The organism is Ectothiorhodospiraceae bacterium BW-2 (genome assembly GCA_008375315.1).
Taxonomy (GTDB): domain Bacteria; phylum Pseudomonadota; class Gammaproteobacteria; order Thiohalomonadales; family Thiohalomonadaceae; genus BW-2.
Map to the genome: position 1 here is coordinate 1,593,816 of CP032507.1, position 19,364 is coordinate 1,613,179.

At 47.5% G+C, this 19,364-nt stretch carries 14 protein-coding genes and 4 pseudogenes; 5 read left to right on the top strand and 13 right to left on the bottom strand.

The window, feature by feature from the left end:
* From cas5c to D5085_07690, 5 genes are all read left to right on the top strand, one after another.
* Window positions 1-654, top strand: coding sequence for a type I-C CRISPR-associated protein Cas5 (gene cas5c / locus D5085_07670; GenBank protein ID QEP43007.1), 654 nt, complete (start codon window positions 1-3; stop codon window positions 652-654).
* Window positions 651-2,459: a type I-C CRISPR-associated protein Cas8c/Csd1 gene (cas8c, locus tag D5085_07675; GenBank protein QEP43008.1), complete on the top strand. Its 1,809-nt coding sequence runs from the start codon at window positions 651-653 to the stop codon at window positions 2,457-2,459. The genes cas5c and cas8c overlap by 4 nt, the downstream gene beginning before the upstream one ends.
* Window positions 2,446-3,435 carry a type I-C CRISPR-associated protein Cas7/Csd2 gene (gene cas7c, locus D5085_07680; GenBank protein QEP43009.1) on the top strand — a complete coding sequence of 330 codons (990 nt, stop codon included), beginning with the start codon at window positions 2,446-2,448 and terminating at the stop codon, window positions 3,433-3,435. The genes cas8c and cas7c overlap by 14 nt, the downstream gene beginning before the upstream one ends.
* Before the next feature lie 4 nt (window positions 3,436-3,439).
* Window positions 3,440-3,691 carry a hypothetical protein gene (locus D5085_07685; GenBank protein ID QEP43010.1) on the top strand — a complete coding sequence of 84 codons (252 nt, stop codon included), beginning with the start codon at window positions 3,440-3,442 and terminating at the stop codon, window positions 3,689-3,691.
* Window positions 3,692-4,160: 469 nt separating this feature from the next.
* A complete protein-coding gene (locus tag D5085_07690; GenBank protein ID QEP45092.1) occupies window positions 4,161-5,432 on the top strand; it encodes a transposase in 1,272 nt (423 codons plus the stop codon).
* A gap of 288 nt (window positions 5,433-5,720) precedes the next feature.
* Here D5085_07690 and D5085_07695 read toward each other — a convergent pair.
* From D5085_07695 to D5085_07755, 13 genes and pseudogenes are all read right to left on the bottom strand, one after another.
* Window positions 5,721-6,197, bottom strand: a pseudogene (locus D5085_07695) (peptidase).
* A 23-nt stretch (window positions 6,198-6,220) separates the two neighbouring features.
* Entirely contained in the window at window positions 6,221-7,870 is a 1,650-nt protein-coding gene (locus D5085_07700; GenBank protein QEP43011.1) for an IS1634 family transposase, read from the bottom strand.
* A 182-nt stretch (window positions 7,871-8,052) separates the two neighbouring features.
* Window positions 8,053-8,586: pseudogene (locus tag D5085_07705) on the bottom strand (peptidase).
* A 354-nt stretch (window positions 8,587-8,940) separates the two neighbouring features.
* On the bottom strand, window positions 8,941-9,990 hold the full coding sequence (locus D5085_07710) for an IS3 family transposase (protein ID QEP43012.1): 1,050 nt from the start codon (window positions 9,988-9,990) through the stop codon (window positions 8,941-8,943).
* Window positions 9,987-10,430 carry a hypothetical protein gene (locus D5085_07715; protein ID QEP43013.1) on the bottom strand — a complete coding sequence of 148 codons (444 nt, stop codon included), beginning with the start codon at window positions 10,428-10,430 and terminating at the stop codon, window positions 9,987-9,989. Before D5085_07715 ends, D5085_07710 begins: the two co-directional genes overlap by 4 nt.
* A 36-nt stretch (window positions 10,431-10,466) precedes the next feature.
* Window positions 10,467-11,027, bottom strand: a pseudogene (locus D5085_07720) (BREX-1 system phosphatase PglZ type B).
* Window positions 11,028-11,047: 20 nt separating this feature from the next.
* Window positions 11,048-11,164: pseudogene (locus tag D5085_07725) on the bottom strand (hypothetical protein).
* Between the two features lie 10 nt (window positions 11,165-11,174).
* The gene (locus tag D5085_07730) at window positions 11,175-11,855 is read right to left on the bottom strand and encodes a DUF4276 family protein (GenBank protein ID QEP43014.1); all 681 of its coding nucleotides are present in this window, start codon (window positions 11,853-11,855) and stop codon (window positions 11,175-11,177) included.
* A complete protein-coding gene (locus D5085_07735; GenBank protein QEP43015.1) occupies window positions 11,852-12,922 on the bottom strand; it encodes a chromosome segregation protein SMC in 1,071 nt (356 codons plus the stop codon). Before D5085_07735 ends, D5085_07730 begins: the two co-directional genes overlap by 4 nt.
* A complete protein-coding gene (locus D5085_07740; GenBank protein QEP43016.1) occupies window positions 12,919-13,569 on the bottom strand; it encodes a hypothetical protein in 651 nt (216 codons plus the stop codon). Before D5085_07740 ends, D5085_07735 begins: the two co-directional genes overlap by 4 nt.
* Complete coding sequence (locus tag D5085_07745) at window positions 13,559-17,302, bottom strand: SAM-dependent DNA methyltransferase (GenBank protein QEP43017.1); 3,744 nt, start codon at window positions 17,300-17,302, stop codon at window positions 13,559-13,561. The genes D5085_07740 and D5085_07745 overlap by 11 nt, the downstream gene beginning before the upstream one ends.
* Window positions 17,302-18,012 carry an HNH endonuclease gene (locus D5085_07750; GenBank protein ID QEP43018.1) on the bottom strand — a complete coding sequence of 237 codons (711 nt, stop codon included), beginning with the start codon at window positions 18,010-18,012 and terminating at the stop codon, window positions 17,302-17,304. Before D5085_07750 ends, D5085_07745 begins: the two co-directional genes overlap by 1 nt.
* On the bottom strand, window positions 18,013-19,359 hold the full coding sequence (locus D5085_07755) for an AAA family ATPase (GenBank protein ID QEP43019.1): 1,347 nt from the start codon (window positions 19,357-19,359) through the stop codon (window positions 18,013-18,015).
* Window positions 19,360-19,364 lie beyond the last annotated feature (5 nt).

Consider the following 19,364-nt stretch of genomic DNA (forward strand, 5'->3'; position numbering starts at 1 on the left):
ATGGGATTTTGTCTGGAAGTGGCGGGTGATTTTGCCTGTTTTACCCGTCCGGAGATGAAAGTCGAACGGGTCAGTTACGATGTAATTACCCCTTCGGCGGCACGGGCTATTTTTGAGGCGATACTCTGGAAACCGGCGATAAGCTGGCAAATTGATCGTATTGAAGTATTACAACCGATTCGCTGGATCAATTTGCGCCGCAATGAGTTAAGCAGTGTGATACCGATGATGAATGTCACCAAGGCGATGAAGGGAGGTACGATGCCGCACTGTTCAATTGAAGATGATCGCCAGCAGCGGGCAGGGCTGTTTTTGCGCGATGTGCGCTATCGCCTGCATGGCCATTTTATGATGACTAACAAAGCCGGAACCACAGATAGTGAAGCCAAATTTGCCGAAATGTTCCGGCGGCGGGCGCAAAAGGGGCAGTGTTTTAACCAACCCTATCTCGGCTGTCGGGAATTTTCCTGTTCGTTTGAACTGATTGAGGAGGAGCCAGCCACACCCGCGATTAACGAAAGCCGACCATTGGGATGGATGCTCTATGATATTGATCACAGTGGCAGAGAACCGACCCCGCTCTTTTTTAATGCCATGATGCAAAACGGTGTGATTGAGGTGCCGCCTCGCCATAGTGAGGAGGTACGGGGATGATACTGCAGGCATTGTGTGACTATTATGAGCGTAAGCGAGATGAATTACCAAAATATGGTTTTGAGAATAAGAAAATACCCTTTGTGATTGTGATTGACGAAAATGGCCAGTTCATCTCATTAGAGGATACTCGTGAGATGGATGGAAAACGGAAGGTGGTGAGAGAGTTTTTAGTGCCAAAATTACCGCAGACCCGAAAAGCGAAAGATGAGGTGGTGCGTAGTGGATTAACTGCTGGAATAGCAATAGATCATTTTGGTTATGTGGCTGGGCAAGCTAAATGTGATAAAAAAACTAAAGGCTATCTTGAAAAAGATGTTGTATTAGCTAAGGAGCAATTAGCAGGTTTTCAAGCTAAAACAGATCAGCTTGCTAAAATATTGCTTAATGATTCAGGAGTTAAATCTTTAGCTAGATTTTATCAAGATGAAGCAAATCTGGATAAACTCAAACAACACGAGAGTTGGAACGATGTGGTTAAACAGGATGGTACGATGCTGGCATTTCGTTTGGCTGGATGTGCTCATCTTGTTTGCCAATCTCATGATGTAATTAGATATATTGAGAGTGAAACCGCATTAGAAAGTGACGGATTTTGTTTGCTAAAAGGAGATAATGCCAAAATTGCTAGAATTCATAGCGTTATAAAAGTTAAAGGAAGTCAGGAAAGCAAGCCGAAGACTCCAAGAGTCGTATCTTTTAATCAAAAATCATTTGAGTCACTCGGTAAATCTCAGAGCTATAACTCTCCGATTGGTGAGTTAGCCAGTTTTCAATACTCAACTGCACTTAATCATTTGTTAAGTGGTCATTCTCAAAATAGTTTTCATATTGGTGATATGGACTACCTTTTTTGGTCAGAGAAACGAACTCCACTCGAAAATACTTTCTCCGCCATTTTTGGTTACAGCGATAATCCCGATAGCGGCACCGAGGCGGTTAAATCACTGTTTCAAACCATTCATAACGGCGCCTACACCGCAGCCGATGGTCAGGACCGCTTCTATCTGTTAGCACTGGCGCCCAACTCGGCGCGTATTATGGTGCGGCTGTGGCAAAACGGCACCGTAGCCGAATTTGCCGAAAATTTGGCGCAGTGGTTTCATGATCTCGATATTGTTGGTCGGGATCACTATGGTTACCCACCACTCATCAGGCTGCTGCGGGCAACAGCACTCAAAGGGGAGGATAAACACCTCTCACCACGACTGCCTGCTGATCTACTTCGAGCGATATTGCTAAATCAGCCATTACCAATATCGTTAGTAAATGCATTGCTGTACAGAATGAAAATAGAAAAATGCCCAAAGGATAAAAACGAGAAAGCAATTAAGGATAATTTAGATTTTCTTAGAACTTCAGCCATTAAAGCGTGGCTCAATCGTCAAAATCGTTATAACCCCACTTTCAAGGAGGTGACCGTGTCGCTAAATCCCGAAGAAGATCGTCCCGGCTATCTGCTGGGTCGTCTGTTTGCCCTGTTAGAGAAGCTACAGCAAGATGCTAATCCGGGGCTGAATGCTACTATTCGTGATCGTTACTACAGCAGTGCCAGTACCACACCGCAATCGGTGTTTGCCACGCTGATGCGGTTACATACCCATCATCTCAAAAAGATTGAAAACCCTAAATGGCGTGGGTCGATGGAGAAAAGGATTGGTGAAGTGATGGCAAAAATCCAGCAGTTCCCGTCCCATCTGAATCTTGAAAATCAGGGGCTGTTTGCTATCGGTTACTACCACCAGCGCCAACATCTATTTAGCAAAAATACCACCTCCAAGGAGAGTCAACATGAGTCTGAATAACCGCTATGAATTTGTTTTACTGTTTGATGTTAAGGATGGCAATCCTAACGGCGATCCCGATGCCGGTAATCTGCCACGGTTAGATCCCGAAACCGGGATGGGGCTGGTTACTGATGTCTGTTTGAAGCGTAAGGTGCGTAACTATGTCGGAATTGCAAAAGAAAATAGTGCACCGTTTGAAATATATGTCACTGAAAAAGCGATATTAAATAATCAACATGCCAGAGCCTATACTGAGTCAGATGAGTTAACAGAGAAGCTGCAACAATTGGAAGAGGCAAAGAGGGTGCCAAAACCAAAAAAAGGAGCCGATGAAACAGCCTATAAAGAGGCGCAAAAACTAATTAAATCAATACACCATGAAGATTTAGCCAAAAGATGGGTATGTGACAACTTTTTCGATGTACGCACTTTCGGTGCCGTGATGTCCACCAGCGATAAAAATGACGAAGATGACAAAAGTGATATTGCCAAAAAAGCAGGGCAGGTTAGAGGGCCGGTACAGATAACATTCTCCCGCTCTATTGATCCTGTCGTTACAGCAGAACACTCTTTGAGTGTGGTAGCTGCTCGTAAAGATCCGGATAAACCTGGTAATAAGTCCATTCAGGAACAAATTGGAATACAAGGCAGAAAATTCACCATCCCCTACGCTCTCTATCGTTGTCACGGCTTTGTTTCTGCCCACTTGGCCGATCAAACCGGCTTTGACGCAGAGGATTTGGAGCTGTTGTGGCAGGCATTAATCAATATGTTTGATCATGACCGCTCTGCCGCTCGTGGTGAAATGAGCTGTCGTGGTCTTTTTGTGTTCAAACATGAGAGCAAATTAGGTAATGCGCCGGCGCATCAGCTGTTTGACCTCATTACAGTAACGGCTAACAACCAGCCACCACGATCTTTTAGCGATTATTCGGTTGTTATTGACGAACAAAGCCTGCCAGAACAAGTGACTTTGGAAAAAAAGGTGGGGTAGTTTTATGTCGTTAGCACTGAATCATCAATTTGAAGAGATACTGGAACCGCTAGGTCAACATTCCGTAAATTTCTTTATGGCTGCAGCGCTTTATCATGCCCATAAGCTGAGCTTCACAGCCGCAGCCAGCTTAGCGGGGTTAGAGTTTGAAGCGTTTGCTGTACTTTTAAAAGAGCGCTACGGTAGTGGTTTTTGGATAACTGATGAAGTCGGACATGAAGATATTCAATTAGCTACTGAGTTGTCACAGCGGTGAAGGTTGTTTGTAACAGTAGTCTTTACCCGAATTTATCGTAACTCCTCATAAACCGTTAGCATTCTCGCCGCTGATTTTGCTAGACTAATGCCATCAAATTCATCAACTCGCCAAAATTCAAACTGAACCAGTGACCGATACAGAACAGACATTACTCAGCATGCTACTTGCTCAACAAGAGAGAATTGAGCAGTTAGAAGCGGAGATTATTCGTCTGAAGAATCTGAATCAAAAACCGACCATCAAACCGAGTAAAATAGATCAGCAGGATGAGGCCGACTCATCCGGTGATGCCAACTCTGATGAAGAAGGTAATGAGTCAAAAGATAATCAGGACAAATCGGGTCGTGGCAAAAAACGCAACTCAGGTCCCAAAGGAAGCAAAAAAGATAAATTAGTCGTCACAACGCTTCGCGAGCTTGCCCCGCCCGATCTGCCTGACGATCCGAAAGAGGCAGGATGGAAGCATGTGAGTCATAGCGACTATCTGGTTCAGGAGCTATTGATGGAGGTCGATGTGATCTGCTATCGGCGCGAGGTTTGGCGTCGTCCGGATGGCTCATTGGCGATTGGCGAGTTGCCTGACGATGTTAAAGGTCATTTTGGCCCTACTCTAAAAAGCTATCTGCTCTACCAAAACCACCACGGCTGCATGACGCAGCCACGAATTCACCAACAACTGACAGAAATAGGGTTCCAGCTTTCCACCGGACAACTGAGCCAGCTTTTAACCGAAGGGCATGAGGCTTTTCATGAAGAAGCGCTTAGTGTGTTACAGGCTGGGATAGATGTCTGTGATTATCTGCAAACCGATGATACCGGTGCGAGGCACGATGGGAAAAATGGCTATTGCACGGTCATTACCAATGACCTGTTTACATGGTTCGGGAGTACAGAGAGTAAAAGTCGGATCAATTTTTTGACGCTGTTGCAGGCAGGCGAGTGTCGCTATGTCCTCAATTCTGAAGCGTTGACCTATATGAGCGGACAAAAATTCCCGCAGAAAAAACAAGAACAGCTGAAATTAGGTCAAACATTCACAGACCGCGACTCATGGCATATCCATCTGAGGAAAGTGGGAATCACAAACCAACGCCATATCCGGATAGTGACCGAAGGGGCTCTGCTCGGTGGGTTAGTCGATTTAGGATTTGATACGAATATCGCCCTGACAAGCGATGATGCCGGTCAGTTTAACCTGTTTTACCATGCGTTGTGTTGGATTCATGCCGAGCGGGTTATCACTAAACTGCTTCCTCTTAACGATGTACATACGAAGCAGCAAGAGTGGGTTCGCCGAGTGATTTGGGATATCTATGCTGACCTGAAACGATTTAAGGCCGACCCGTTGTTGCAGACTGAGGCCTTTAAAACAGAGATATTGGCATGTTTTGATGAGCTGTGTCGAACAAAAACCAGCTATATGTTGATGAACAACGCACTGAGCCGGCTAGCAGCGAATAAAACAGAGTTATTTCGGGTGTTAGAGCGCCCCGACATCCCCTTACACAACAACCTCAGTGAGCGAGAAATCCGGGAATATGTGACCCGACGAAAAATCAGCGGTTCAACCCGCAGCGAAAACGGGCGCCGCTGTCGGGATACTTTTACAAGCCTGAAGAAAACCTGCCGAAAACTCGGAATCTCGTTTTGGGATTATCTGAACGACAGGATATCTGGCGCCAATAAATTAATCCCGTTAGCTGATGCGATCAGAAATGCCGCTGTTGCTAACGGTTAATGAGAAGTTACCAAAAAAACACCTAACTATATGATTAGTTAGGTAATTTATCTGGTGGTGGGGTGGCAACTGGAATCCAACTTGTTAGATCAGGGTTTGATGGCTCATGAGGGCAAATTAGGGTTAATGATAACTGATTAATTTTAAGATAAATAATTGGATAGGGGAGGGGGTTTTAATTCGATTGTTTATTTGGGAATCGAACCAGGATTCCTGCAGGTAGGTGTTGTGCCGAAAATTTGAATCACCTGCACTTCTTGGATAGTGGTATTGGGCTGTATCCATAGACTACTCCACAATAGCTTTTAGAAGCGCATCCCTGGCATCAGAGTAAAATTGAATATCAATTTTCGTCGCCATATCATCCGATAGTTCAAATAGCTGCCTGCGGCAGGTCACTGGCATTAACAGTGCTGAAGCACCCTTTTCAACGGCTATTTCGGCAATAGTAACCGGGTTATGCACAGGCTCTATTGAGCCACCGAGATTAATCTCCCCAACAATAATCAGCCCACCTCGTACACTCTTTTTGAGTAATGAAGTCGAAAGCGCTATTAATGCTGCAATCCCAAGTTTGGCACCTGCTTTTGAGGCATCAAAAGCCCTGAGTTGAACCGTGAATTCGTGGTGACGCGGATCTTTATCACCGACCAATTGCATTGAGCGAGCATATAGATTCTGTTCAGCATAGCCCATACTCTCTTTAAAAGCCGGTGGTACGGGTTTGTTCAATATTTTTAATCCCGAACCGGGTCCTTCATCCGACATTCCGCACATAAACTTGGACATCAGGAATAAACATCAATATACCGTTTTCCAAGCAAAAGCAGTAACTTTTTTTGGTGCTCATTTAGGTTCAGTATCATCTCTTCACATTTCCGAATGACTAAAACATGAATGCCTTTAAAATAGAGAAATACCCAGCGTGCTGTCGGTTTATTAGTCAACCCACCGACTTGGTCAGGAAAAAACTCATCAAATTGGCTAAGAGCTTGTCTAATCCGATGCTCCAAAGCGGCATAAATCATAAGACATAAAGTCATAATCATTGTGATTGCCATCAGTCTTTCCTCAGATTTAACAAAGAATGTTGTTGCCATAAATAATGGATCTTTTAGAAACCGAAATCCACGCTCTACTTTTTGCTGTTCTTTATAAATCTTCAACAGCTTAGAATTCGGCAATTCATTAGAATCAAGTTGATTGGTGGCAATAATAAAGCAACTTTTTTGTTGTATCTTTTTCTGAAATAGAGATGAGTCAGATGATAATATAGCGGAAACTTGAATGACTATCTTATCAGGTTTGGCATTCTTTGCCGGACGCCCCTTTTTGCTATAACGAGCGACTTCTTTATATTCAATATCAGTCAGTTCCGTCAGCTTTAGCTGTTTTTGAAGTTTTTCAACGGACTGCTCAGCATCGGCTTGACAGGCAAATTCCTGACGAAATAATGCGTTAATATTTCTCATCTCTTTGTCGCTTACTTTCTGAAACTGCTTTTTGCAAGTTTTAAGCGAACGTTGTCTCGCCTCAGGAGAATAGACTAATAACCAGCGTTGATCAATATCTCCGTACTGACAAGGCAAATCAATCATTGACATTTGATTAAAATCCACCATCAAAGAAGGAGCATGTGACTCAATAAAATAAAGAGCTAATGACAATGTCTCCGGAACGCGAGATATCCAGAATAAATCTTGGCTTAACTCGAGCGTTTCTCGAGTATAAAACGCGCTATCGGCAACTAAATATTCCAACCCAACGTCCTTTTTTAATTGGGCTATATGCTTAGTCACTGTATCCCTAAAGTTAATCTTATCATTACTGTTACCACTGAGAGGTTGCATGAGCACCGGAATACCCGACTTATTTTCACAAATTAATTGTAAAACAACCTGATTTAAATCAGGACGATGATCGCGACTATAACCTTTCGTGACATGTATAATATCACTACCCTCTTGGGGAGGACATTCGCTATTATATCTGCCATCAGTATGAAAGCTACTACTATCCATGTGGTAGATACCTCCCGTTAAGCCGAGTGTATGAACGCTTTTAACAGCTAATTGTCCATAGAGTGAGTCAATGCCATAGTTATATACAGCGTCTAAGGCTCGCCCCAGAGCATCGTCATTAATTTGATCAGCAGTAACTCCTTCTCCGATTAATCTATCGACAGGTTTATCCCGAAAAAAAAGAGGCGTGAGATAGAGTGCGCGATGAGCAAACCCTAATCCGTTCAAAATCATTGCTTTAACAGCCTGTCCGTGGGAAATAGTTTGTTTCTCTTCATCTTTAGGTAGTAGGGCATCTATTTGCTCAACCAACCCTAATTCATCAATCATGGCGGATACTAGACCCAAATGGTCTAGGGTTTTGGTTTCGTAATGGTTGGGATGTAATGGGGTACCTGTTTCTACATGGACTGACATACAATTCTACACCTGATGCTATATTAAAATTCACCAAATCTGGGCGTTGGCTAAATACTCAAGTGAAAATTTTGTATGCAGAACATCAAATACAGGCATGAATTTTGCTTAATATTATTCTTTATTTAAAATCAAAATTTTATTAAATTGCCAAATCTTGGAAATGTATGCGGAATGTCGGCTTCATTCACTTCGATACGATACAAACCCGGATGATCATCTTCACCTCCGGGTGAGATAGACCAAACCTGTCCCGGTTCTAATGGATCACCACCAATACTGTTATCACTCTGGAGTTCCGGTGTAGAGACAAACTTCTCAACGCCATCAGTTCCCATCACATAGCTGAAATGGGTATTACGAAACTCTGCAGCACCGATACGTTTCTGCTGTTCCTTGACGCGACGCCTCGCTTCCATCGCAATATGGACAGCCCACTCAATATCTTCATCCGGAATCAAATCTTCTCCGGGATAGAGCAGTTTCAGTAACCCGCTCGCGGTTTTATTCACCGCATTGGTATCTCTTCCTGATAGGGAACCGCCAAAAAATACTCTTCCCTGAAGTTGGTTAACCCGGCTTTGATTACGTAACTGGCTCCAACACTCGGACAGAAAGTCACTGACCAAACCAAAATGGTCGGTTAATAACGCTTTACCAATTTTCGGCACATCCCAGCCCGGCAAAAAGGCGTGGATGCGATCCATAAACGCGGAAGCTGTCAAGCAATTTGAGACCAGTTGTTAAAAAAATAAAGCTCTAAATCTAGCCGGTGATTGCCACTGCCCTCACCGGCAAATTTCGCCTATGTTGAGTCATGACGCAACAAGGAGCGAACATGACCCTCATGGCCCTTTGCCGCAAGAGCCAAGCCCTTCAGCAAGGGGGAGCTGCAAGGCGAACTGCAACCCCTAATCTAGGAACCTCCCTCCTGCACCGCGTTACCCACAGCCCGCCCCCCTACGATAATAAGGGGGTCTCCGGGGGGCGGGCTATGGATAACGCTCTGTCATTCAGCCACCACAACCGGCTAAAGCCATCGACGATAGACCCACTAGCGGCACCGTCACTCATCTCTCCTTCGCTCTATTCAGGGTTGGATAGTTGACCTCCAGCGACCCCACCCCCTCCTCCGGTAGAGCGGGGTTAATCCATACCTCAGTAGGGGGTTGCTTAACCTTGGGCTCACCATGAATAAAGCGTTTCGGATGCTGCTGATAGGCCTGCTTCAGCGCCTGTTCACGCTGCTCGCTAACCTCCTTGTAACGACCGGTAAATACCTGCTCTGGAGTGAACCACGCAATCCCTCGATGGTGGTGGTGGAAACAGTACCAGTCAACATAGTCACTAAACCATATTCTGGCATGGTCAACTCCTGTCAATCGTTGAGGATAATCGGGTTGTTGCTTGAGTGTTTTAAATTGACTCTCGCTAAACGGATTGTCGTTACTGACTCGTGGACGGCTGTGGGAGCAGGTGATCCCCAGTTCGGCCATCAAGTCGAGATAGCCTCTGGCGGTCATCGGCACACCTCTATCCTGATGCAGTGTTAAGCCACTGAGCGCGACCCGATAGCGAGCCGCTGCGTCACTGATTAACAGCTTGGAGAGCTCACTATTCTCCTTCCTTGAGACCATCCAAGCCACAATAAAACGGCTGTAGAGATCCATCACCACATAGAGATTCAAGAAGTTACCCTGCTCTGTGGTGGGAAGCTTAGTGATATCCCATGTCCAAACATCATTCGGGCGGGTCGCCCGTAATCGGGGGATAGCGTGTGATTTGGCCGGTTTTTGAGCTCGCCGCTCTCCCGTCTGTTGATTAGCACGAAGGATCCGATACATCGTACTGATTGAACAGTAATATTTCCCTTCATCCAGCAGGCTAGCATAGATCTCTGCCGGAGGTTGGTCATAGAATCGTTCGCTGTTCAAAAGCCCCAGAACGGCTTGCCTCTCTGCCTCACTCAGCGCATTGGCTGCGACGGGTCTTGGAAGGCTCGCTCGGGGGGAGACAACCGGAGCCTGTCGGCGGTAGTAGCCTGCACGCGAGAGCGCTAGGCTATCGCAAGCGGCTCTTATGCTCACCGAACTGGGGCACTCTTTTTCAACTAATCTCATAAGCTTATCTCTGTGTTCATCTGCTCCAATAAGCTGAAGGCTTTTTTTTGGAGCGCAATCACCCCTTCGGTCTGCTGTAACCGTTGGCTAAGACGCTGAATTTCCTTCTTTAAACGCTCTATCTCCTTATCTCGCTTGTCTAGGCTCGGTTTGCGACCACTCTGTTTCCCTTTCAGGCCAGCCTGCCCCTGTGCTTGCAGTTGTCGGCGCCATTTGGTCAGATGGGAGCTGTAGATCTGCTCTTTGCGCAGCAGCTCGCCTAGCTGACCCGGCTCCTTGCACTGCTCTGCTTCTGCTAGGATCCGAAGCTTCTCTTCCTCACTAAATTTGCGGTAGGAGCGCTTCTCTTCATCGGGGTCGGTAACCTCGTTGGAGGGTAAAACGGTAGTATCTTTGGGCATCGTGTATCTCCTCTGTTGCCCCCCTGATTCTACATTCATTTCTCATCAGGGGTGGTCTCAGGGTATCTTGACACTCAGGGGGGTATTAAAATAGTCTTTATCGAGGTGTTTACCTTGTAATAATGCCAATTGCTCATTCAGAAAGTGGGGTAGTGCCAATAGCATCGCCTCTTTACTTGCGCCATCTTGCGCGACATCGAGACCAAGCCCACCCTGATCTGATTTCAGATAGGCCAATATGGTCCAATCTTTTGAATTGAGTTGCGACCATATCGCTCCCCGGTACTGTAGCTCCGCTAACGGCTTTAAATGATCCGGACAACTTTCAACCGCGCGCAAATCTTGTCGGCTCACACCGGGCAGGTAGATAATCGGAGGGCAATTTTTAGGCAACGCGATATCAGGCACTTGATCAGCAATCACGCAACGCAACCAAATAGCCGGACCTGTTCTGGTTTCGGGCGCATAGTCACCCAAAACTATCAGTTCAGTCATCTCAGTTTGTAGGGTGGAAATAATAGATTGCCATTGCCCATCTTGATCAGGCCAAAGGATACAGGCGGGTGCAACCTGCACCTCAGGATTAAAGATAGCGGCATCACGAACTGCTTTCAGGAGGTGGTCGAGTACTTTCATAGTCGTACGAATTGTTTGTGTAGCAGAAAGCTCTTACCCAAACCGTTATCTCCGGTTAGCAGATTCAGGCGCTTGCCGAACTCCAGCTCCATCTCGGATGCAGGCCCGATATTGGACATTTTCAGATGTTTAATCATAATGAGTCTCTTAGTGTTCTCCTTCGGTACCCAGTCCCTCAAGCTGTTTAACCCAGTTGTCAAACAACAGACACTCCTTTCGTATGGTGTCCAAACCCATATCGAGTGCCGCAAATAGCGGGTGTTCCGGTTTATCGTATGGGGGGAATAATTTTGCGATTCTTTTGCTGGGTGCAGTACTGGGGCTGTCGTTAATCCATTCCGGGGTTAGAAAATCGGCACGAATCTGTTGAAACTCACTGGTCGAGTGAGAACAATCTAGCGCATTGGCTAAAACCATCGGCTCACTGAATAGCAGACCTTCAAATTCATACATCTGCACATAGGGAATAAAGCGTTTGGCGGTTTGAATACCGAAAGCATCCTCAGCCCATTGGGATAGTGATCGGATTATTCCTGCGTGCTTATCAGAAATATCAGAAATCGACTCGCCAGCGGCTTTACCGGGAAAATCGGTAGGCAAGCCATAATAGTCAAACAGAGTGGTGCAATAGCAACTCTGATCACGCAGCAATCGTACTCTGAGATCCAGCGCAAGCCGTGGCAGGCTGACATTACCGCCTTTATGACCAACTTTGCCAATGCACGACGGTAATAAATGAATCTGCTTTTCCAGTAATGCCGGAATTAACAGATGGCGAACAAACTCCTCTTCCGTTTGTCCTTCGCAAATGACATGCACCCGTTTCATCCGCGCCCTCCGAGCAGGTTCTTCTCCCAGAGATCGCCAACGGTGTACTCTTTCAACCACTCCTGAAACTGCTTTTCATCGTGACGCTGAAAAACCGTGACTCCATTTTGTCTCTCGACGACAATCAGGTCGTCAACAGAAAATCCATTCACCAAAGTGACCGATTGTGTCGAAACAATGAGTTGTCGCTGTTTGGCAGTAGAACGCAACATCGAAGCCAGAAAACCGATAGCTCTGGGGTGAAGCCCTAATTCCGGCTCATCAATCAAAATCGTCTCGGGTAACCACTCCTCGGGTTGATTCAGTAGCGTAGCTAAACAGATAAAGCGTAATGTCCCATCGGATAACTGATGCGCTTTGAAAGGCCTATCCTCTCCCTGTTCAGTCCACTCCAGTTCGATATATTCGGGGTTATCGGTATTGGGGCGAAGGTAAAAATCGCCAAAAAAAGGGGCAATAAACTGAACCAAACGAACAATGCGCTGATAGTGCTGAGGGTAGTTTTTCTGCAACCGATAGAGAAAGGCTGCCAGGTTACGGGCATCGGGCCGTAAATAGGCATTATCGTTAATACCATGCCGCTGCTTTACCAAGGCGGATTCGCTGGTGTCATGAAAATGGTACAGTCGCCAATTACGCATGACCGGTAACAGAAAGTGACTTTGAATCGATCCATCATCTTGTGATGCGGTTTCGAAATGTCCGGAATAAGCTATATCCATCATGTTGTTGAACATGAATTGCTCCTTATCGAACATCAGGCGATTATCTTGTGTTGGAACAAGCTCCATCGTATATGCGTGTGGTTGGAATACTAGTGCAGCTGTAATTTGTTCTGTTTTTTTTCTTCCAAAGTGAAGTAGAGAATCCGCACCACCATTTAATCCTATATGGCGTTGCAGCTTACCCTCCAGCATTTGTTGAACAAGCTTAAAGAAACTTATAAAGTTAGACTTACCGGCACCATTGGGACCAATCAGTACATTCAACTCTTTCAGTTCCAAATCACACTGACGAATAGACTTATAACCACTTAAAACGATTCGGGAGAGTTGATTGTCATTCATAAAACACTCTCCGCAGCACCCATCGACGGTGGTAAACCATAGGATGCTGTCCATCTTCGCCAACCACCCAAATCGGGTCGCATCCCATATCGGCGCAATAGTGCACCGAAAATCACCCAAGCAGTTTTGGCATATCGATAGGCGACAATGAAATCTGCATTTGCAATTGGAGCAGTTTTTTTGTCACCTTCTACAAGATGCGTAATGGTATTTCTGTATCTGTGCAGTTCTTCGGCATAATCCACCACAAATTGAGGCAGTTCTAATTGTTTTGCAATTGAATGGATTTTATCCGTACCTGATAAGGATTGCCCGCAACCGACTCGCTCTCTTGTCTTATTTCCTTTACAAAGTAAACGATAGTAGTTCGTCACTGATATTATCCAAATATGCGAAAACAGAATTGAAGCCAGTGCCTGTGTGTACTCTTCACTCTCATGAAACATAAATGCTTTCCTGGCCTGCATAAATTCACACTTACCCCACTCAGCAGAATCTGATGGTACTTTTTGGAACCATTGATGTTCTACTTTGCTTCGATAATTCTCATGGCATCCCTGAAGGTGACGATAAGCAATATCACACATCCGGCGGTTGTGATCATCCTGCAACGACAAGGGCGAAGAGAAGTCGTGTTTAATCAGCACCCTTATTCTCCCTCGCGGCGCGTTTCTCGGCTAGGGTTAAATGGTGGTCGTTGATGCGGTCGCCGTTGAAGCGGTGATACCAGGGGGCGGATTCCACATCTTTGCCGCGATCTTTGGTCCATTTAATGTCGGGTTTATCACGCAGAACACCGGCACCTTTTTTACCGACATCGGGCACGCTGAGGAAGGGGCGGATGTTGAGGCGCACGCCGTCGTTAAGGTCCGGATCCCAGCCGATGGGCTGCTGTTCTAGTGGTTTCCAGCGCACGAAGATGTCGTAGGGCGCTTCGCCTTCGAGGATCAGCTCCAGCTTTTTCTTGAGAGCTTCGGCGGCGGCGAGCTTCTCTTCAGCGCCATCAATTCCGCTGGTGATGTCCTGCTTCTGGCGCGAAATCCAGTCGCCCAGATAGGTGTAGATCAAGGTCTCCAGCAGCTTGGCGTCAAACTTGTGGTAGTTGACCAAGGCGGCAAAGCCGTCGCGCAGGCCATCCCAGATGTGCCAGATGAAGGGGCGATTTTGAAACAGTTTGCAGTGCTGGGTGAAGAACTTCTCCCGCAGCCAGGTTTCCAGCGTCTTGCCGGCGTGATCGGCGCTTTTGAGTAGTTGTGCCAGAGTATCATTCGACCAGGCATCGCCCCCATTCTGATTAAATGCGGCGGCCAGCAGGTTCAGCAGTCGGTCGCTTGCTGCCGCCTCGCCCCGTACCGGCGGGATGCAGACGATGCCGTCATCATCCACTAATGAATGCCCCCTCTCCCCTTGGGAGAGGGCTGGGGTGAGGGACAGAGTTTCACAGCGCTTGACCCATTCGCGCTGCTCGTCGGCCAGTTCCATTACCTCACCCCCCGTCCCCCTCACCATAAATGGCGAGGGGGAGTCAGGCGAAGTCCCCTCTCCATTTATGGAGAGGGGATTTAGGGGTGAGGTTTCGGCAGGCCAGCGGTAGCCGAGCAGACGGGCAACGGCGACTTGAAGCACCGTATCATCGGTTCTTAATGTACCGTGAATTGTCCATTTTTTTTCTTCGTCCCAGATGACCGAGCCGCAGGGGTGGCCGTGGAAGATCCATTGGGTGGGGTCGTCGGTGTAGGGTTTGGGCAGGCCGTTGGAGTATGTTTCTTCCGCAACTTTGGCCCAGCGATTAACATCGAAGGGGACTTTGGTGATCGTAGCAGCAGTAACTTTCAGCGCTTGATCGACAGCGCGAACTGCGTCGTGAAATTCACTTGAATCCACGTAAGACCATATAGCCGGAATATTATCTTCGGTGGTCGGACAGATTGGACAAATATTGTCGTCAAAAGCTTCGCCAAAATAGAGGAAAGGCTCAAGCTTTCGCATCTTGTTAACTACTACTCCGGGACGACCAAACACGTTTTGACCGTGTAGACGACAACCGAGTTGTTCATTTAACTCCACGTCATTCAAAGGCACTTTGCAAAGTTGAGATCTGCCAGTCCATAGATCACGAGAGTTTGGAGAGTTCAGCCAGTATCTGTGGCTTCTCTGAATCTCAGAAAACTCCCAAAAGAAAGCTAAAAATCTTGGCCCGTCACCTGTTGTACTGCCTTTTCCGTAATCAGCAATCTCTGCAAGCAGCGGGACACTCTCAAACTTCTCAAAACCTACCCTCGCATCCGGATTCTCCAACTGCTTCGCCTGTTCAACGCTCTTGATTTCCCCTGTCAGCAACTGCGCCGCTTTTTCGGCGGCAGTGCGAGGCTCGGAGACATCCACTCCGCGAATCAGGTTGTTACCCTCACCCCAGCCCTCTCCCAGAGGGAGAGGGAGTGAATGTTCCCCTCGCCCTTTGGGAGAGGGGTTAGGGGTGAGGGAGGAATTGCCACGGCTAAGGGTGATTAAGATAGCTTTCACCACCTCACCACTAATGGTTTCAAAGGCACCCGGCCCCAATCGTGCAATCAGATGCCAAGTGTCGTTGTTCAGCAGCTTCTCGCGGAATTTCTTGTAGCTGGTCAGGAAGAGCCAGTTCTGCGGCAGTACGATGCTGGAGGTGCCGCTTTCAACACAAAGTTCTAAACAGCGGTCGAGAAATACGGTCGCCAGATCGTTCTTCGCTTCGGAATAGTGCTTTTCACAAAAATCTCTGAGCCGCTCGTTCTGCTTGCCTCGTGCCAAATACGGCACATTGGTAATCACCCATTGATAGCGTCCGGCAAGCAAGGTTGCGGCCTTTGCCAGTCCTTGAGCCACCACAGCGACCTCTTGTTGCTCGTAACCCTCACCCTCGGTCCCTCTCCCTGAGGGCGAGGGAGGAGAAAAGCTCCTCTCCTTTTGGGAGAGGGGTTGGGGTGAGGGAATCTTCAACGCCTGCTCCAGTGCGCTGGAGAGTTCATCCCATTGCACATAGTGCTCACCTAAACCCTGCTTTTTCGGATCAAGCAGACTACCCAGCACCGGCGCATCCTTAAAGGTATCGTGCATCCAGTCGAGGGCAATCGTCAGGTTCCGTTTACCCAAACCCAGCTGCTTCCACTCCTCTTTCGCCACGCTCACGGACAAACCCGAACAGGCCACATTCAATTCCGGCAGCACGCGGTAGCCGCCAGCGCTCGGGTACTTCCACGCGGTCAGCGCCAGGGCAAACGCCGCCAGCTCCACGCAGCGCTGATCCAGCTCCAGCCCGTGAATATTCTCCCGCAGCACCGCATCGACCGCTTGCTGTGCCGATAACCCTTCCAGCTCCATGCGCATCGGCACCAGCATCAGCAAGGCGGCGACCAGAAAATGGCCGGAACCGCAGCAGGGATCCAGCGTTTTGAGTTCACTTAGATTATCGGGCCAGCCCTCAAACCAACCGGCGGCGGGCATCCAGTGTTCGCCTGTGAAAACGCTGGAGTTATCAGTGGTCAGTGTGCAGTGGTCAGTTTTGACAAACCGGAGATAGGCAAACGGGATTCCGGACCGGCTAAAAAACGATCTCAGTTCATCTTCGTTTGCTGCGCTTTGCAGTAACTCACGCGCTTTTACTGACAACTGTTCACTACCCACTGCCCACTGCCTAACCCACCACGCTCCCAATGAATTGTCGAGCAGGAAGCTGACCATGTAGGGCTCGGTGAAGAGCTGGGTGACAGCAGGCAGCTCCCGTGCGCCGATTTTGACCTCGGCGGCGTTGACCTCGTCCTTTTTCTTCGCCTGCCAGAATTGATAGACCCAACCGAGGCTGTCGGAAGCGGTGAAGACCTCCGGCGGCAGATCGGCCACCAGTCGCTCCAATTTCTGCTGATGCTCCGGCGGCAAGCTGAGTTGAAACACCGGCGAATCGAGGCGAAAGATCTGTGGCAGCATACGGGCAGCAAAGCGGGCGGCCAGTTCCCAACCGTTGGCAGCACCCTCATCGGCAGCAAGGTCATCACACTCTTCAAGGGTAACCGCCACCGGATCGTCGGGGTCGGGATACATCAGCAGATTATTTTCCGCCAGGAAGCGGGCAAACAACATACGGTGCCAGTGTTCGTAGGCGGTCTCTTCAATCAGGCGGCTGATCTCCTGTTCGCCATTGGGTTGGCGCTGGTCGCCTAATTGCCGACCATGCACCCGCAGTCGGCGGCGCAGTTCGCGATCTGTTTCACTTAAATGGCTAAACGGGGCGGTTTCACCGACACCGAGCTGTTGCAGCGCGGCACGGGCGGCGTTTTCAGCCAGTTCACGGGCACTTTTTATAGTGGCTTCAAGGCGGTTACGCAGGGTTTTATCAAGCGGTTGCATTAGCACTGTCCCCCTTGTCTGACAATAGGCGCGTAGCCGTTAGTTACATCAAAGCATTCTTGGCAAGTTCCCGGAAATGCCTCAAGAAAGCGTCTAAGCATGTCTGCATCCTCTTTAAAAACGGTTATCCAAACGCTCCAAAAACCGTTCGCCAAGGCTGTATCCACAATTTGCTCTCTAAAATCATTATTATCGTTGTTGGCTAAACGCTTGCTGGAACGCACCGCAATATCCCAAGCCTCTTTCCGATTCAGCCATCTTCGATCAGAGGCTTTATGATCATTTGGAGTCTTATCGAGACCTGTAAGCCCGATTGTGTTTATTGCTTTTTGTTTTAGATCGCCATCCATTGCAGGAGAGACAACGCCTCCTTCAGAATACTTCAAAGCACGGAAGGTATTGTCCCGATCTGGCCAGAGATACTCACTCAAATCGACATCAGTATTGCCTTTGGTAGCATTGCAGTTGGTGCAGGCTAAAAGAAAATTATTCCAGTTCAAAGCCCGTGTTTGGTCTACCTGAGTTGCCCCCGGAGGATGTTTTGGCTGTACATGTTCAACCGCCAAAGATGTATCAAGATGCATTTCGCAATAGGAACAGTATTCTCCAATCCGGTTAATCAATTCTCCTCTGGCGTTAGCATACTCGCTGAATTGGATATGATGTCCCTGTTTATCTACAGGTCCGTCTCCTCTGGTAACAGGACGCATCTATTTATCTCCCTGAATTTCTGATTTTCCTAACCCTGCAGCCATCCGTTCCATCTCAAGGAAAGCGTGATAGGCGACATTGTCGCTGTAGGGGGCGGACAGCTCATCGAGTTGATTTTTGAGTTGCTCTTTTTGCTTGGTGTCGCCATGTTTCGATTGTTGCAACAGGCGGTAGTATTCTTGCGCCGTTTCATACATTTTCTGATAGCGTTGGCTTCTCTGTGGGATAGCGATTCCCATTACTTCTTCAACGATATCTTCAAGAGAGCGGTGGCTAAATGCATGCCCCGGTCCCGGAGATGCAACTAAATGACCAGATGAGGCGAATTCAACAATCTGTTCCGGATGCAGCGGTGGTTGGCCTAAATCGATCACCTCTCCAGGTTCTAACGATTGGATGATAAAGGGTGAATGGGTCGTAGCAATAAATTGTAGTTTCGGAAAGGCGGACTTTAAATCGGCTACCACACTTCGTTGCCATTTAGGGTGCAGATGCAGGTCGATTTCGTCGATTAAGACCACTCCCTCTGTTCGATTGGCGACCTCTTCCCCCAAGTGCGGATTCAGTTTTGAGGCTCGATGGACGATATCCGCCACCATGGCCAACATATTCCGATAACCATCACTGAGGTAATTAAAGGGAATATGACCTTCTTGCTCCAGGTGGATGGTGATTTGATCTTCAAGGGTATCAAAGTAGAAATCTATAGCGCCTGGCACGCAATGCAATACAATTTCTTTTAATGCATCGAGTACCGGAATATTGTGACCTTTTTGTAGTTTTGCCAGCGAGAGCCGTTTAAACCACTCTTCAAAGGCATTTTGATCCGATTTGGGATCCAGGGCATAGCGATAGGCATCCAGTTGGGACCCGGGCTTACCACTCTTAATATCTTTATGGGTATTCCATAAGCGACCTGAACCGTAATAGAGCATCAGGGGTAACGCTTTTGTACCCCCTTTTTGTATGGCTGCTCTATCTTCTGCACCGAGTACTACGATACTTTTGGCTTTTCCGCCTCTGTCACCAATCTCTCTGAGCCATTGGTAGTGTTCTCCCCCGATTTTGGCTTCAGCCTGTAGAAAAACTTCCGATTGTGGTTCGCGAAAAACCTGTCCTTGTTTTTCAGTAATGATAAAACGAGCGTCCTCTTTTTTGATGGAACCGGCTGCCGTTCTAATTCCTGAACCCTGAAAATAGGTATTGAGCATAATCGATAACGCATCAAGAATTGTCGTTTTCCCAGAACCATTATTTCCAATAATGACCGTAAATTTTTCGTTAAACAGAAACTTTGCCGCCGCATATTTTCTGTAGTTGTTGAGAATTAAATGCTGAATGTTCATGATTG